At 62.0% G+C, this 15126-nt stretch carries 10 protein-coding genes; 8 read left to right on the plus strand and 2 right to left on the minus strand.

Annotation, left to right across the window (positions count from 1 at the left end):
- Nucleotides 1–6: 6 nt before the first annotated feature.
- Nucleotides 7–3084 carry an efflux RND transporter permease subunit gene (locus KP701_RS08260; RefSeq protein WP_215746755.1) on the plus strand — a complete coding sequence of 1026 codons (3078 nt, stop codon included), beginning with the start codon at nucleotides 7–9 and terminating at the stop codon, nucleotides 3082–3084.
- A gap of 21 nt (nucleotides 3085–3105) precedes the next feature.
- Here the strand turns inward: KP701_RS08260 and KP701_RS08265 are convergent, their stop codons facing one another.
- Nucleotides 3106–4941, minus strand: coding sequence for a hypothetical protein (locus tag KP701_RS08265; RefSeq protein ID WP_252345493.1), 1836 nt, complete (start codon nucleotides 4939–4941; stop codon nucleotides 3106–3108).
- 660 nt (nucleotides 4942–5601) lie between these two features.
- Here KP701_RS08265 and KP701_RS08270 point away from each other — a divergent pair.
- The 5 genes from KP701_RS08270 (at nucleotide 5602) to KP701_RS08290 (ending at nucleotide 10663) form a co-directional block, all read left to right on the plus strand.
- On the plus strand, nucleotides 5602–6396 hold the full coding sequence (locus KP701_RS08270) for a deaminated glutathione amidase (protein ID WP_215746757.1): 795 nt from the start codon (nucleotides 5602–5604) through the stop codon (nucleotides 6394–6396).
- 78 nt (nucleotides 6397–6474) lie between these two features.
- Nucleotides 6475–6822, plus strand: coding sequence for a hypothetical protein (locus KP701_RS08275; protein ID WP_215746758.1), 348 nt, complete (start codon nucleotides 6475–6477; stop codon nucleotides 6820–6822).
- A gap of 9 nt (nucleotides 6823–6831) precedes the next feature.
- Nucleotides 6832–8031 carry a glutathionylspermidine synthase family protein gene (locus tag KP701_RS08280; protein ID WP_215746759.1) on the plus strand — a complete coding sequence of 400 codons (1200 nt, stop codon included), beginning with the start codon at nucleotides 6832–6834 and terminating at the stop codon, nucleotides 8029–8031.
- 106 nt (nucleotides 8032–8137) lie between these two features.
- A complete protein-coding gene (locus tag KP701_RS08285; RefSeq protein WP_215746760.1) occupies nucleotides 8138–9451 on the plus strand; it encodes a DUF1800 family protein in 1314 nt (437 codons plus the stop codon).
- A 3-nt stretch (nucleotides 9452–9454) separates the two neighbouring features.
- Entirely contained in the window at nucleotides 9455–10663 is a 1209-nt protein-coding gene (locus KP701_RS08290; RefSeq protein WP_215746761.1) for a DUF1501 domain-containing protein, read from the plus strand.
- Nucleotides 10664–10670: 7 nt separating this feature from the next.
- On the opposite strand, the gene KP701_RS08295 is transcribed toward KP701_RS08290, so the two are convergent.
- On the minus strand, nucleotides 10671–12824 hold the full coding sequence (locus KP701_RS08295) for a TonB-dependent receptor (RefSeq protein ID WP_252345494.1): 2154 nt from the start codon (nucleotides 12822–12824) through the stop codon (nucleotides 10671–10673).
- Between the two features lie 291 nt (nucleotides 12825–13115).
- Here KP701_RS08295 and KP701_RS08300 point away from each other — a divergent pair, with 291 nt between their 5' ends.
- Nucleotides 13116–13754, plus strand: a complete 639-nt coding sequence (locus KP701_RS08300) for a TetR/AcrR family transcriptional regulator (protein WP_215746763.1) — start codon at nucleotides 13116–13118, stop codon at nucleotides 13752–13754.
- A gap of 176 nt (nucleotides 13755–13930) precedes the next feature.
- Entirely contained in the window at nucleotides 13931–15085 is a 1155-nt protein-coding gene (locus tag KP701_RS08305; protein WP_215746764.1) for a Xaa-Pro peptidase family protein, read from the plus strand.
- The last annotated feature ends 41 nt before the right edge of the window (nucleotides 15086–15126 follow it).

The following is a 15126-nucleotide window of genomic DNA, read 5'->3' on the forward strand; positions in this document are numbered from 1 at the left end:
GGTTTCATGCTGCATTTTTTCCAGTCCAACCGTTTTGTCCTGCTGGGCCTGCTTGTCGCGCTGATGATCGGCGGGGTGATGACGGTACCCGGCCTGCCGGTCGAGCCAGTGCCGGATATTTCGCCCAAACAGGTCATGGTTTCGGTCACGGCACCCGGTCTGGCGACGGAAGAGGTCGAGAAGCTCATCACCTTTCCGGTTGAAGCGAGCCTGACCGGGATTCCGGGCGTGACAGACCTGCGCTCCGTGTCGCGGACGGGGGTGTCGGCGGTTTATCTGCAATTCGATGACGCGACGGACATTGATCTGGACCGGACGCGGGTTTCCGAGCGGCTACAGGCGGCGCGGGACAGCATCACCATGCCGGGCGTGAGTGTCTCGATGGGGCCGCTGGCGACGGGCATGGGCGAGATCATGCAGCTTCAGATCCGGGGCGGCGGTCTGTCACTGATGGAACTGAACCGCCTCATGACCTGGACAGTCGTGCCGCAGTTGCGGCTGGTGCCGGGCGTGGTGGACGTCAACGTCAATGGCGGGTCGGTCGAGACGTATCAGGTAGCGGTCGATCCGGCGCGGATGCGGGCGTTTGGCGTTTCGGTCAGCGAGATCGTGCAGGCTGTGGACACGAACAATGCGTCGTCCGGCGGTGGCTGGATTGCGCATCATGCCGAGCAGAATGTGGTGGTCGGCCGCGCCCTTATAGGCAGTCTGGCGGATTTCGGCGCCATTCCGGTGAAGCTGGGTACGGGCGGGCATGTGATCCGGCTGCGGGACATGGGCGTTGTCTCCGCTGGTCCCCGCACGCGGCTTGGAGCCGTGACGCGCGACGGGCAGGGCGAGGCGGTCATCGGCGTCGTGATGATGCAGACCGGGGCGAGCTCGAATGCGACGCTGGCGGCGATCGGGCGAGTTCTGCCGACAATCCGGCAGTCTCTGCCGCCGGGTGTGACTCTGGAGCCATTTTACAGCCGGGCGAGCCTGACGGGGCAGACCATCCATACGGTCAAGGAAAACCTGCTGATCGGCGCGGCGCTGGTACTGTTCGTGCTCGTCGTCGTGCTGGGGGACTGGCGGGCGGCGCTGGTGATCGTGTCCGTCATTCCGGCGTCTCTGGTGGCGGCAATGGCGGGGATGCGGCTGTTCGGCGTGTCGGCCAATCTGCTGAGTCTGGGCGCGATCGATTTCGGAATGATCGTGGACAGTTCGCTCGTCGTGGTGGAGCACATCATGGTCGAGCGTGGGGAGCGCCGGCAGGCAGGGTCTTTTGCCGCGCTGACGGCGGATGCCGCAAAGGCTGTGGTGCGACCGGTCAGTTTCGCGATCTTCGTCATCATCATGGTCTATCTGCCAGTGCTCACGCTTCAGGGCATCGAGGGCAAGATGTTCCGGCCGATGGCGCAGACGGTCATCATGGCGCTGCTGGCCTCGCTGGCTTACTGCTTCGTCTGTGTGCCGGTGCTGGCGGCGCTGGTGATGCGCAATGCCCAGCCGGACCGGGAGACCTGGTTCGTGCGGACGGTGCGACGGTATTACGAACCGGCGCTGCGCTGGACGGAGCATCACAGCGGGCGGCTTCTGGTCGTGACCGTGGCGGCGTTTCTGCTGGCGGTGCTGATCGGCGGCCGTCTGGGCGGCGAGTTCGTGCCGCAGCTCGAGGAGGGCTCGCTGGTCCTGACCTCGACGCGGCTGCCGGGGGCGTCGCTCGATACGGTGCTGGAGGGAGTGACGGCGGAAGAGAAAATCCTGCGGTCTTTTCCGGAAGTGCAGACGGTTGTGAGCAGTACGGGAACGGCGGCGATCCCGACCGATCCGATGGGGACGAACGAGACCGATACGTTCATTTTCCTACGCCCGCATGAGGACTGGAAGACGGCGTCCACGCAGGCCGGGCTGGTCACGAAGATCAATGACGTGCTGGAAAAGACGCGGCCGGATGCGGCGTATTCCTGGTCGCAGCCGATCCAGATGCGGATGGATGATCTGCTGGCCGGTGTGCGCACACAGCTTGCGATTTCGGTCTATGGCGATGACCTTGCGGAGCTGAACCGGATTGCAGGGCAGGTGGTCGAGACGTTGCGAACCGTGCGCGGTGCGGCGGATGTGGCGTTGCAGGGAAGCGGGACGGTGCCGTTCCTGCATATTGACGTCAATCGCGATGCGGCGGCGCGGCTGGGTGTGTCGGTACCGGATATTCTGGCGGTTGTTGAGGCCGTGGGCGGCCATGTCGGCAAGCCGGTGACGGTTCAGGGCGCAATCATTCCGACGCAGGTGCGTTTGCGGGAGGATGCGGTCAGTTCAGTGGATCGGATCGGACATCTTCAGGTGCGCCGGGCGGACGGGCAGGGCTGGGTTCTGCTGTCGCAGGTGGCGGATATCGTGCTGTCGGACGGGGTGTCGCGGATTGACCGGGACAATATCCATCGCCGGGTGATCGTGCAGGCCAATATCCGCGGGCGGGACGTGAGTTCGTTCGTCGCGGCAGCGCAGCAGGCTGTAACGCAGAAGATCCGGATGCCGCCGGGCTACCGGATGGTCTGGGCCGGGCAGTTCCGGAACCTGCAATCGGCGCTGCATCGACTGTTCATTGTCGTGCCGATCGCGCTGGCGCTGATTTTCCTGCTGCTGGTGGCGGCTCTGGGGTCGTTCGGCGCGGCGGCGCTGGTCTTTGCCAATCTGCCGATGGCGGCGACGGGCGGGATTTTCGTGCTCGCGCTGCGGGGGCTGCCGTTCAGCATTGCGGCGGGGATCGGGTTCATTGCGCTGTTTGGCGTGGCGATCCTGAACGGTGTGGTTCTGGTCAGCCAGATCCGGGTGTTCCGTCAGGACGGTCTGGCGGCAGCGGATGCGGCGTTTCAGGCGGCGCGCAGCCGGTTGCGGCCAGTTCTGGCGACGGCATCCGTGGCCAGTCTGGGCTTCTTTCCCATGGCGTTTTCGGGCGGGTCGGGCGCGGAAGTGGAGCGACCCCTGGCATCGGTCGTGATCGGAGGGCTGGTGTCTTCGACGCTGCTGACGCTGTTCGTGCTGCCGACGCTGTATGCGCGGTTCTTTGGCCACGAAGACAAAAGCGCCCCAAACAGGGGATAAGCCTGCCCGGGGCGGGAGCCCTTACTGGAAGGGCAGATAGCGGAAGTCGAAGAAAATCTGGCTCATGCTGGTATGCGGATCGCCACCAATGCCGGACCAGATCTGCCGTCGCGAATAGGCAAGCTGCGTGCCCGCTTCCACCGTGCCGAACTTGCCCTTGAAGAAACGCCACCAGCCGCCGATCGTGATTTCCGAAACGCTGCGGGTATTGGCGGTGCAGGACAGGGTGGAGAGTTCCTGCAGACAGCCCGCGTTGGAGTAGCCCGGATTGCCGTAGCCGTAGGAGTTGCCGTTTTCGTTGAAATAGGAATGGCCGACGCGCTGCGTGCCGAAATAGCCGTAGACGTCAATGCGCGGGTTGGGATGCGCGATGACGCCTGCCTGGGCCTGAACGCCGAAGAGCGGATCGGGGCTGCCATTGGCCTTGAGCGTGGCATCGGGCAGCAGGACGGACCCATAGCGGTTGATCCCCCAGCCCGCGAGCCCGGCCATGCGCAGTTCCAGTTTGCCGGGAATGAGCGGCAGGATCATCGAACCGCCCGCGCCGCCGCCAATGGCGGTGTTGTTATGGCCGGTATTGCCCATGGTCACGCGGTCATGGGGGAAGTGCAGGATGCCTTCCATTTCGTAATGGCCCCAGACAGGATCGTAAGCGACCTTGCCGATGACGTCGGGCGCGATCTCGTTGGAGAAATTGGTTGTGTCGTTGGTCAGGCCAACGCCGTTCTCGCCGATCGTGACGGTGGAGCCGTTGGGCATCGACACGGCACCGTTGCTGGTGGAAAAGCCGGTCGTGTCATACAGTGTGGCGGGATTTTCGATCGAAAGACCGGTCCACAGGCGGTGATGGAAGAAATCCTTCACGATGCGCACCTGCCACTGACGGGACCAGGTCTGGCCTGCAAGCATCGAGGCCTCGATCGTTTCCGGAAGGCTTTCCTGTCGCGCGACGATACCGGCACGGCCCGGCGTCAGGAGGCTCCAGGCCTGGCCGCCGAGGAAATGCCAGCCCGCCTTGTTGTCGTCATAGGCGAGATAGGCCTGACGCATGCGGAAGGAATAGCTGTTGCTCTCGTAAGGATCGGTCGTGACGGCACCCGCGCCGAAATCGGATTCAAAGAAGCCCGAGATCGTGGCTTCGGAATTGATGTTGCCACGTGCGAGCAGGGACAGACGACTGTAGCGGGCGCCGCCGTCGAAATTATTGGTGTGATAGCGCGGCTCGTTCGGATACGGCATGTCCTGCCAGTAGTTGAACGTATCGGATGCGACATGGCGGTTCTCGAGTACGGCGGCGGTGTCGACGAAACCGCCAAGCATGAGCGTGACCGGGCCAAGACGGAACACGCCGTGATCGCCGACGGCACCCGCGGACTGCGCGCCCAGCGTTTCACGCGGGTGTGGACCCACGCCGTTTTCCGCGAAGTGGACGAGGACGTCTTCGGCGCGGTGGCCGACGACATCGAGTTCCGACCCCTTGCCGGTGTCGACCAGGCCGCGTCCGGTGGGGGAGAGGGAAACGCGGTCGCGTCGTGCCACGGCTCCGCGGACGGGTTCGGCTCCCGTGGCGGCGGCCATTTCGCCGGGGGCGGCCGTGAACTGGGGGGCTTCGGCGGTTTTGATGCCATGACGGCGGGCGGATGCGGTGGTGATCCGTTCGCCATGGTCTGCGTGGACATCACTGCGAGCTGCCGGACGGGCGGTGGCGAGCTGTCCGTCATGCGAGGGGGACGCATGGGTGGCAGAAGTGCCTGAGGCGTGGTGTCGGGCGATTTCCGCTTTCAGCACGGCCATGTCGTGATTGATGGCGCGCTGTTCTTCCTGCACATGGGCTTGAGCTGCCTGAAGACGGCTCATTTCCTGTTCCATCTTTGAAACGATATCGTCATCGGCCCGTGCTGCTGTGCCTAGCATAAGGGCACCCAGTGTCGTTCCGAGAAACAGATATCCGCGTCCCGATAACCGCAGGGAACGTAGCGTGCGGAAGGTAAGCAGTTTCAACTAATTCCCCCATGTCAAAAGATGTCCTGAACATGTGCATGAACTCGGGCACGATAGCTTTTAAAAAGATTTTCAGGTCGGTCCTGACGCGCCGCAGGCCGCGGGGAAGTGCGGGGAACGTGTAATATTCCCGCCCTGATTTCGGATAAATTCACGGAATAGTGAAATTATTTTCCGTGAGGAGAGGAGCGTTCCTTGAAAGAACAAACAAGAATTCAGAAAATTGAATGTAAATTTATTAGATATTTTTTTAAACAAATTCAGATTAAATATAATTTTGTATTCATAACTTGTTCGGTCTTGATTTGTGTCCTGTCCGGAATTTTCATCATTTTCTTTTCGATGTGTTGATCCTTGTCTCTGTAATAAAAAGTATCAGAGCCGTTCCGGGCGCTGGCGGCTGACAGGATCACCCAACCGGGTTCTGCATTTCATCTTCACCCCGTCCTGCCGCTCAGGCATGCTGGGTCGACGGGCATGATGGTTCATGCGGCTTTTGGGAAATGGAACGCGGTGATGAGAGTTGCTCTGGGACAGTTTGCTGTTGCGCCGGACTGGGAAACCAACCAGCGGCAATGCCTCGATCTGATCGCACGGGCGCGGGAAGGAGGGGCCGAGCTTCTGGTCCTGCCCGAAGGAATCCTGGCGCAGGATATCAACAATCCCGAGCTTCTGCCAAAGACGGCGCAGCCGCTGGACGGCCCGTTCATGGAAGGGCTGCGCAAGGCCAGTCAGGGCATCGCTGTCGTGGGGTGTGTGAATGTGCCTGACGGGAATGGACGGTTCTACAACACGCAGTTCGTGCTGCGCGACGGAGCGTTCATCGCAACATACCGCAAGCTGCATCTGTATGACGCGTTCAGCATGAAAGAATCCCAGCGCACTTCGCCGGGGCTGGAACTGCCGCCTGTTGTGCAGATCGGGGACATGAAGGTGGGTCTGATGACCTGCTACGATGTGCGTTTTCCGGAACTGGCGCGTCATTTGGCACTGGCGGGGGCGGAAGTTCTGCTGCTGCCAGCCGCCTGGGTGCGGGGCCCGGGCAAGGAACGCCATTGGGAAATCATGTCCGTGGCGCGGGCGCTGGAAAACACCTGCTATGTCGTGGCGGTCGGGGAATGCGGCTCCCGCAATACCGGGTTCAGCATGGTGGTCGATCCGCTGGGCGTTGTGACGCTGGCTCTGGGCGAGGCGCCGGCTCTGGGCTTTGCGACGCTGGACCGGGAGCGGGTCGCGCATGCGCGTCGGGTGCTGCCGGTGCTGGAAAACCGGCGGTTTGCGGCCCCTGTTCTGGCGGACCTGCAAGGCTGAAATCTGGCTGTACGAGAGGTATATCTTCTGCAAACGGGTATGTTACAGTGAGTTTCTGTTAAACAGCCTTGCAGACGAATGATGAAGAACCGTATCGCGTGGGGTGTGGGAGCCGGGGCTCTCGTTACGGGACTTGGTGTGATCGGTCTGAGTCTGCGCAACCCGCAGGCGATGCAGGCTCAGGCGGGCCGGCCAGACCCGTGCGCTCCTGCCACCGCGCAGGCCCAGCGTCCCCAGAACTGTTCGGATTCCGGACGTTCCTCGGGGGCGGTGTATGTTCCCAGATCCTCCAGAAAACCTGACGATGATGGCCGCGGCGGCCGTTCTGGCCCCGGAGAAGGCGGTTCGGGAGAAGGCGGGGAAAGTTCGGCGGGCCATGCAGGATTTGGCGAAAGCGCGGGTGGCCATGCGGGCGGGGGCGAATAGTTTTCGCGCATGGTTCAGCTCCGCCGCCTGACGTCTTCTGCACGACCGGACTGGAGGGCTGAGGCGGACCGGCTCGGCTACCATTATTACCGCAACGCCGATGGAAGCTTCGCCTGGCGCGAGGATGTCCGTTACGAGTTCGATGCGGCTGCTGTCACACTGATCCGAAAAGTCTCCGAAACGCTGCACCAGCTCTGCCTGTCAGTCGTGGACGAGGCCGTGAGGCAGCCGGGCGGCCTGGATGCGTTTCACATTCCGCCTGCCGTGCAGGACGTGGTGCGCCAGTCCTGGATGCGGCGTGATCCGTTTCTGATCGGGCGCTTCGATCTCGCCTGGTGCGACGGTCAGCCCCGGCTGATCGAATATAATGCCGACACGCCCGCGACACTGCCCGAAAGCACGCGGATGCAGACCTCATGGTATCGGCAGAGAGGACATCCGCATGCTCATGCCCCTCTGGACGCGCAGGCCCTTGTAAATCGGCTGGCGGATCTGCGACGGAAGGGGCGGATTGATCGCATCCTTCATATCGTGCCCTATCCGGACAATCTCGAAGACACGACCCATGCCGTGTATTACCGGCAATGGGCCGAACAGGCGGGACTTGAAGCGATCCACTGCGAATTACGCGATCTGGAAATTACGCATGGCGGCCAGCTTCTGCATCGCGGGCGCATCGTCCGGAGCATGATCCGCATGTATCCGTGGGAGCTGATGTTCCGCGATCCCGGCGCCCGACACCTTGAGCACTGCGGCTGCACATTCCTGAACCCACCCTGGACGGCGCTGCTGTCCAACAAGGCGCTGCTGCCTGTTCTGTGGAAACGCTATCCGGGACATCCCAACCTGCTTGCCGCCGCTTATTCGGCGCAGGACGTGACCGGCAAGGACGGGCGTTCTTCTCCCCGGGCCTATGTGGAGAAGCCGATCCATGCCCGTGGCGGCGAGAACGTGCGCATTCTGCGTGATGGCCGCGCCCTTTGCGCTGAGGCCGGGGCCTATGGCGCGTATCCGAAAATCTATCAGGAATTCGCCGATCACCGGATTGATGGGGTGACGGCATCGGTCGGGGCATGGATTGTCGGGGAGAGCTTTTCCGGTCTGACCATGCGGGAGAGCCAGGATCCGATTGTGCGGCACACCTCGCCGATCGTGCCGCATCTGGTCCGCAGGCCGGGCTTCATGCGCAGGCTGCTGCGCTCGGGGTGAGCGATCGCGAGCGTGTCTGAAAACTTCACACAACACTGCCCCGGTTTTGCCACATGAGGGGATCAGCGTCCTGTAGGGTGCCGACTTCCGACATCGTGAGGATGCCATGCGACCTGTCAGTGCAATCAACAGATTTGGGTGGGGCCAGCGGGAGAGTGCGCGGGATGGAGCGGGCCTGTCGCTACGTGACTGGCTCGCGCATCAGCTGACCGGGCCTGACACAGCCACGTTCAGAGGGGTATCTCCCTGTGCCGATGGCCTGATCGCACTGCGGGAACAACGTCGCACGAAGGTTCAGGGCGATCCACTGGTCAAGCCGATCTTCCAGGGGGAAGTCGCCACGCAGATGGATACCCTGCTGCTGACGGATCAGCCCTTCCGGGAGCGGCTGGCGTGGTTCTGGTTCAATCATTTCACCGTGAGCCTGCGGCAGGGCAGCACGCGTGCTGTCATCGGCGCCTATATGCGCGAGGCCATCCGCCCGCATGTGACCGGACGCTTTTCGGACATGCTTCTGGCGGTCATGCGCCATCCGGCTATGCTGATGTATCTGGACAATGCGTCCTCCATCGGGCCGGGCAGCGTGGCTGGCCGGAAGAGCCATCACGGGCTGAACGAGAATCTGGCCCGTGAATGTCTGGAGCTGCACACAGTCTCGCCTGCCGCCGGATACAATCAGGGAGATGTGACGTCCTTTGCCGCAATCCTGACGGGCTGGGGCGTGGACATGAAGGCAGACCGGCCGGGTTTCGTGTTCCGGGAAAAGGCGCACGAACCGGGACCGAAAACGCTCATGGGCCAGACCTTTCCGGAAGGCGAGGACGGCGGCGTGCAGGCCCTGCACTTCCTTGGTACCCATCCCGCGACCTATCGCCACATCGCCACGCAGATGGTCCGGCATTTCGTATCGGACACGCCGTCCCCTGCTTCCGTGCGGCATGTCGAGACCGTTTTGCGGGACAGTGAAGGCGATCTGCAGGCGGCATCCCTCGCGCTGGCGGATCTGCCCGATCCGGGGCCGGGCGGGGGCAAGTTCCGTTCGCCCATGGACTACGCTACGGCCGTTCTGCGTGCCTTATCCGTCGGTGGAGAGCCCAGCCGCCCGGACGATCCGCATTCCCCCGCCCATCAGCTGACGTCAGCTTTCAGCACCCTCGGACAGCCGCTCTGGACGGCACCGCTGCCCAATGGCTGGAGCGACGATGCGGCGGACTGGTGCGCACCCGCGGACATGCTGGCCCGTGCGGACTGGGCGTGGAGGGTGGCCGCGCATGTCCGCAGCGGCGATCCGATGGACATTGCCGATATCGCCCTTGGGCCGGCTCTCCGGCCCCAGACCCGCACGGCCATGCATCATGCCGGGTCGCGTCAGGATGCGCTGGCCCTGCTGTTTTCTTCCCCTGAATTCCAGAGGCGCTGAGTCATGATGATTTCCCGTCGTACTGCTCTGCTCGGTCTGGCTGGCAGCTGGACACTTGGACGTTCCTCTCTGGCCTTTGCGGGCTCTTCCGGTGGGCCGGATGATCCGCGTCTTGTGGTCGTGATCCTTCGGGGCGCGCTGGATGGCCTCTCCGCTGTCACCCCCTATGGCGACCCCGGTCTCGTGACGTATCGCCGGGCGCTCGTCCTCCCCGAACCGGGGCAGGAGGGCGGCTTGCTCGATCTGGGCGGGTTCTACGGTCTGCACCCGTCGCTTGCAAACCTGCACGGGCTGTATGGAGAAGGCCAGATGCTGCCGATCCACGCGGTGGCGGGGCATTATCGCAGCCGGTCGCATTTCGAGGCTCAGGATTATCTGGAAAGCGGCGCGGATGAGCGTCTGGACAGCGGGTGGCTGAACCGGGCCGTTGCGGTGCTTCAGGGGAAGGCAAACCGGCCGGACGGCTACGGGCTGGCCATGGGGCTGACGGTGCCGCTTCTGCTGCGGGGTGCGGCCCGGGTGGGCAGCTATGCCCCGGCCGGAAGCCAGCATCCGGACGCCGATCTCTACAGCCAGATCCTCGCCCTGAACGCTCATGATCCCGTGACAGGCCCTGCTTTCCGCAGCGCCCTGAAGGCCCGCGGATTTTCCGAGGCGTCCAGGATGGACATGGGGGCCCCCACCGCTCCGGAAAAGTCCCGCAAGCCCGATGCTTTTACCCGCCTCTCCACGGCGGCCGGGCAGATGCTGGCCACGCCGCATGGCCCGCGGATCGCAGCTCTGGAAATTGGCGGATGGGACACGCATGCCGGGCAGCTTGGACGGCTGGGCAGTCCGCTGGCGCAGCTCGATCGCGGTATCGGAGCGCTGCGTCAGGGGCTTGGCGAAAGCTGGAAACGTACGGTGGTTCTTGCGATGACGGAGTTCGGACGGACGGTGCGCATCAACGGCACAGGTGGGACGGATCACGGAACGGGCACGGTTGCCTTTCTGGCCGGTGGGGCCGTGGCTGGCGGGAAAGTCGGGGGAACCTGGCCGGGTCTGCGGAGCAGTCAGCTGTTCGAGAACCGGGATCTTGCCCCCACGACGGATCTGCGGGCGGTAGCGGCTGGGGTGCTATGCGATCACCTGCATCTGCCGTCGCGGGCCGTTGCAACGGTCTTTCCGGGCCCGGCCGTGGACCCCATGAAAGGGCTGGTCGTCCCGGTCTAAACGCGTTTCAGAACTCCGAGACGACCGAGAAGAAGGTACCCCGGCGCTGTCCATATTGCGCCTGATAAATGCCGACCCCGCTGCCGTCCCGGAGCTGGTAGCGTTTGTCGAACAGATTGACGGCATCAGCCCGGACTTTGATATCATGCCCGAAAGGGACCTTCGTGAACGTATGCTGGTAACCGATATTGAAGACGTCGTATTGCGGCTCCTTGTCCAGATTGGCAAAGCCGCTGCGCAGGCCGTAGCCATAGATGAAATCGACATAGGCCATGTCGTGTTTCGTGGTCCACGAAGCCCCGGCCGTGGCGGTGAATTCGCCCTGATGGTCAAGCTGGATCGCATGAGTGCGGATATAGGCGAGCTCGGCCGGATCAAACTGGTACTGTGCCGAATTGATGTCGCGGGCCGAGGTTTTTACATAGGAAAAATTGCCGAACAGGGACCACGGCCCATGCCGCCAGGAACTGCCGAATTCGGCGCCGTAGACACGCCCGCGCCGGTAGCTGAAGGGCGCGAGAATGACCGCGCGGCCGAACTGGCCCAGATCGGTAAGGTCATGCGCCCATTTGGCATAGGCATCGAGCGTGATCTGAAAACCGGGCGTGATGCGCTGAAGGATGCCACCATCCACATAATGCGATTTCTCGACCTTCGTGGCGCTGTCGATGGTATTGGCGGCCGCGTTCGTCGTTCCGGCAAAGCGGGCCAAGGTGGACGGGTAGACATATTGCGGGGAAGGCGGGGCGAAATAGCGGGAATAGCCGAGATGTAGCGTCGTGGTGCGCGTCGGTTTCCAGACCATGTTCGCACGCGGGCTCAACTGGCCTTCATTGTCGAAAGACGAGGCGAAACGGTCGTAGCGGATGCCGTAATTGAAGGTCAGGTTGCGCGTGATCCTGTATTCGTCCTGGATATAGGCCCCGGCCTCGACCGACCAGTTTCCGGTATTATCGATCAGACGCACGGGTGTGTTCACGGTCTGGTTGCCCATATCATCGACCGGAAAAGCGAGTGTGTCGGTATCGAGACGTTCGGACGTGTACTGTCCCAGCAGCCCGGCCAGTAAGGTGTGATGGCGTGCGATGTCATAGGACAGGTCAGTCTGCAGGCCGCCGGTCGTGAAATCGTTGACCTCATGTTCGGACACGCCCTGATAGATCAGGTCCCGGTCACGGTCCGGCGTGTAGTCGATCCGGCCGTAGCGGAAATAGGGTGAGACCTGAAGATTCAGCCGGTCGGTCGTGCGCTGATAGGACAGGACGGCATAGTAATTCTGTTCGGTCTGGCTGTCGTTCAGGTTGGCCCAGTTCATGGACGGATCGTGCGGATTGACGCCTGCGACGTTATAAAGGGTCGTGTAGTCCGGGCTGTTCGTGTCGAAAGTCTTGAAAGAGTTGGGAATTTCGAAATCCGCGTAAGAAGCGCTGGTCAGCAGCGTGAGGCGGCTCGCCTCGTCCAGATGCCAGGAAAGATACGAGAACGCCTTTTCCTGTTCGGTCACATCATGGATCGCGCGGAACGTGTCGCTCGGATTTTCGATGCCGATGGTGTTGCGCGTGAAGGACAGGGTGGTGAAATAATCCAGCTTTCCATGCTGGCCGCCAAGCTGCACGGAGGGGACAAACGTGTTGTAGCTCCCACCGTAAAGCGAGACCTGATTGTGTTTGAGGCTGTCACCGGTTTTGGTCGTCACGTCCACAACGCCTGCGGTGCGAAAGCCGAACTGTGCGGGGAGGGTGCCGGTCAGCAGATCCACGGACTGGATGATGCGGGTATCGAGTTCCTGGCCGAAACCGTTCAGCCCTTCAGGCAGCAGCACTCCGTTGACGCGATAGGTCAGGCCGCCATGCTCACCCCGGACATGGACCTCGCCATAGCTGTCGAGAACGACACCGGGGACACGCAGGAGGATCTGGCTGAAGGCTGCGTTCTGACCACCCGGTGTCGTGGTGATCTGGCGCTGGTCGATGGTGTAATCCACTGCCCCGAGACCCGGAAAAATGCGGGCCCGTTCGCGGTTGAGATGCCCTGTCACACTGATCCGTTCGGGGACAGGGGGTTTTTCGGCTGAGGCGGCTTTCCTGACGGTCTGCGGTTTTGTTTCGGGCAATGCAGGGTCTGCGAGCGCCGTCCCGAGAACGGTCAGACTGACGGTCATCCACGCACAGGAGCGCTTATTTCGGAATAGTAAACTGATTATTATATAGCTTATGCTATATCTGGTGGTGTGCATGCAAGGCGGCCTGCGAACGGGGTTTGGGTCATCATGGATGATGGAAGGCTGTCAGGATTAAAGCATCTGCATTATGATATGCAATATGCTATATTGATTCGTCTGAGGTTTTCGGGGCAGGGCGCCGATCGATGGGGCATTTCCTATCGGGGGGAGTGTCTGTAAGAGGGAACCTCGTTCCGGACTGTTTTTCGTCAGGGAATTTTCCTCAGGCCTATGACTGTTTCATCTCCTCCCGCTCCTGTGGTCGTCCGTCGCCGGACACAGGCCGATCGCAGTGCGGAGACGCGCGGCAAGGTCATTCAGGCAACCGTCATGCTGCTGCAGACGCAGGGCTATGCCGCAACGACCGTCCAGCGCATCGCCAAAACGGCGGGCGTCAGTCTGGGGGCGATGCAGCATCAGTTTCCGACCAAGGCGCAGGTCATGGCGATGGTGCTGCGGCATTATGCGGTCAAGCGCGCACGGCTGTACCGGCGGGCGCTGAGCATGAAAGGCAGTCCGGAAGAGCGCGTGGATGCCATGCTGGACACGATGTGGCGGCTGGTGACGGATGGGCCGGAATTTCTGGCCACAGTGGAAATCGAGCTGGCGCGGCGGAGCGATCCGGATCTGGAGGCGGTGACGGCACCGGTGCTGGAGCGGATCGATCAGTTCATGATCCGCTGGCTTTCAGGGCGGCGCATGGCCCCGCCGGACCCGCATTTCGTCGAGTTGCGGCTGCTCAATTCGGCGCTTTTGCGCGGGTTGGCGGTCGAGCGTGCGCGTGGTGTGCCGCTGGAGGATCTGGCGCGGTCCTTTGAAGTGTGGCGTCGCTTCTCCAGGGCGGAATTTCTCAGGATTGCAGCCCCTTAAGTCTGGAGCAGCATGGTTCGGGAGCAGAGGCTGCGGCGGCTCGAAGGTCATTGCATTTTTAGAATAATTTTCTTGACGCTCATAAAACAAGTAGGTTGTATTGCTTTTATATTGGATTCACGAACGGGCTGCCCCGTAAGGGAAAAGGCGCTTGTTCCGGACAGATAAGGTCAAACATGACAATGCCGCCTCTGACTGCCGCACAGGTTTCCGCACCCGAGATCGCCGAACGTCATGGGAAGGTTCGTGAGAAAATGGAGAAGGCCGGGCTTTCGGCCTATGTCTCCTTTGATCCGAACAATGTCTATTACCTGACGAATTTTGCGAATTTCGTGCATGAACGGCCGTTTGTGCTCGTGCTGACGATGACCGAGACGTTCTTTGTCGTGCCGGTGCTCGAAGTGCCGCATGTGCTGCGGCACAAAGTCGGGGAGCTGAAGCTTCTGAGCTATGCGGAGTTCCCGGCCGTTGTGGGATCACGCTGGTCCGACCGGTTTGCCGAGGCGCTGCCGAAGCAGGGGGTGGTCGGGATCGAGGGGGCCTGTCCGGCGTATCTGCAGGCGCAGATCCCCAATCCGGTGAAGGTGCTGAACATCATTGACGAGGTCCGTGAGATCAAGTCGGCGCATGAGATTTCGCGGATCGCCTGGACGAGCGATGTGATGACGAAGGCGCTGGCGATGATGCTGGACAAGGTGCAGCCCGGTGGGATGGTGGCGCATGCCATCGGTGACGTGACGCCGTATTTCTATCAGCGCTGTCTGACGGAATCTCCGCAGTACAACGTCATGTCGAGCCATGCGGCCGGGCTGATCCAGCCGCCGGCCTATACGGATGATCCGCATAATTTCTCGTGCCTGATGGCGACCTGTGAGCCGGGCGGCCCGTTCCTCGGGCTCGTGGCTGGCAAGATCAACGGCTATGGGGCGGAAATTGAACGCACCTTCTTCCTTCAGACGATCCCTGAAGAAGCAAAGCGGCCTTTCGATACGATGATGGAGATGCGTTACAGGGCCTATGACATGCTCAAACCCGGGGCGATCGGTTCGGAAATCGATGCCGCCTGTCAGGCGATCGCGCATGCGGCCGGCTATGAGACGCCGCTGCACCGGACGGGGCACAGCTTTGGCGTCACGAGCCATGAAGCGCCGTTCCTGGCGCTGGGCGAGGACAACGTCATCCAGCCGGGCATGATCTTCAGCATCGAGCCGGGGATCTACATCAAAGGGAAGGGCGGGTATCGCCATTCCGACACGGTTCTGGTGACGGAGACGGGCTACGAGATCCTCACGCAATATCCCGACAGAAAAGAAGACCTGATCGTCGGGTAAAGCCCTTCCGGCCTGCGCCTCCTGCCGTGAAAGGCCGGGGG

The organism is Gluconobacter sp. P1C6_b, assembly GCF_018811945.1.
Taxonomy (GTDB): domain Bacteria; phylum Pseudomonadota; class Alphaproteobacteria; order Acetobacterales; family Acetobacteraceae; genus Gluconobacter.

Bases quoted from the DNA above. Each gene is read 5' to 3' on its own strand.
- KP701_RS08265 (WP_252345493.1), bottom strand. From the start codon at position 4,941: ATGAGCCGTCTTCAGGCAGCTCAAGCCCATGTGCAGGAAGAACAGCGC.
- KP701_RS08275 (WP_215746758.1), top strand. From the start codon at position 6,475: ATGATGAAGAACCGTATCGCGTGGGGTGTGGGAGCCGGGGCTCTCGTT.
- KP701_RS08260 (WP_215746755.1), top strand. From the start codon at position 7: ATGCTGCATTTTTTCCAGTCCAACCGTTTTGTCCTGCTGGGCCTGCTT.
- KP701_RS08285 (WP_215746760.1), top strand. From the start codon at position 8,138: ATGCGACCTGTCAGTGCAATCAACAGATTTGGGTGGGGCCAGCGGGAG.
- KP701_RS08305 (WP_215746764.1), top strand. From the start codon at position 13,931: ATGACAATGCCGCCTCTGACTGCCGCACAGGTTTCCGCACCCGAGATC.
- KP701_RS08290 (WP_215746761.1), top strand. From the start codon at position 9,455: ATGATGATTTCCCGTCGTACTGCTCTGCTCGGTCTGGCTGGCAGCTGG.
- KP701_RS08270 (WP_215746757.1), top strand. From the start codon at position 5,602: ATGAGAGTTGCTCTGGGACAGTTTGCTGTTGCGCCGGACTGGGAAACC.
- KP701_RS08295 (WP_252345494.1), bottom strand. From the start codon at position 12,824: ATGACCGTCAGTCTGACCGTTCTCGGGACGGCGCTCGCAGACCCTGCA.
- KP701_RS08280 (WP_215746759.1), top strand. From the start codon at position 6,832: ATGGTTCAGCTCCGCCGCCTGACGTCTTCTGCACGACCGGACTGGAGG.
- KP701_RS08300 (WP_215746763.1), top strand. From the start codon at position 13,116: ATGACTGTTTCATCTCCTCCCGCTCCTGTGGTCGTCCGTCGCCGGACA.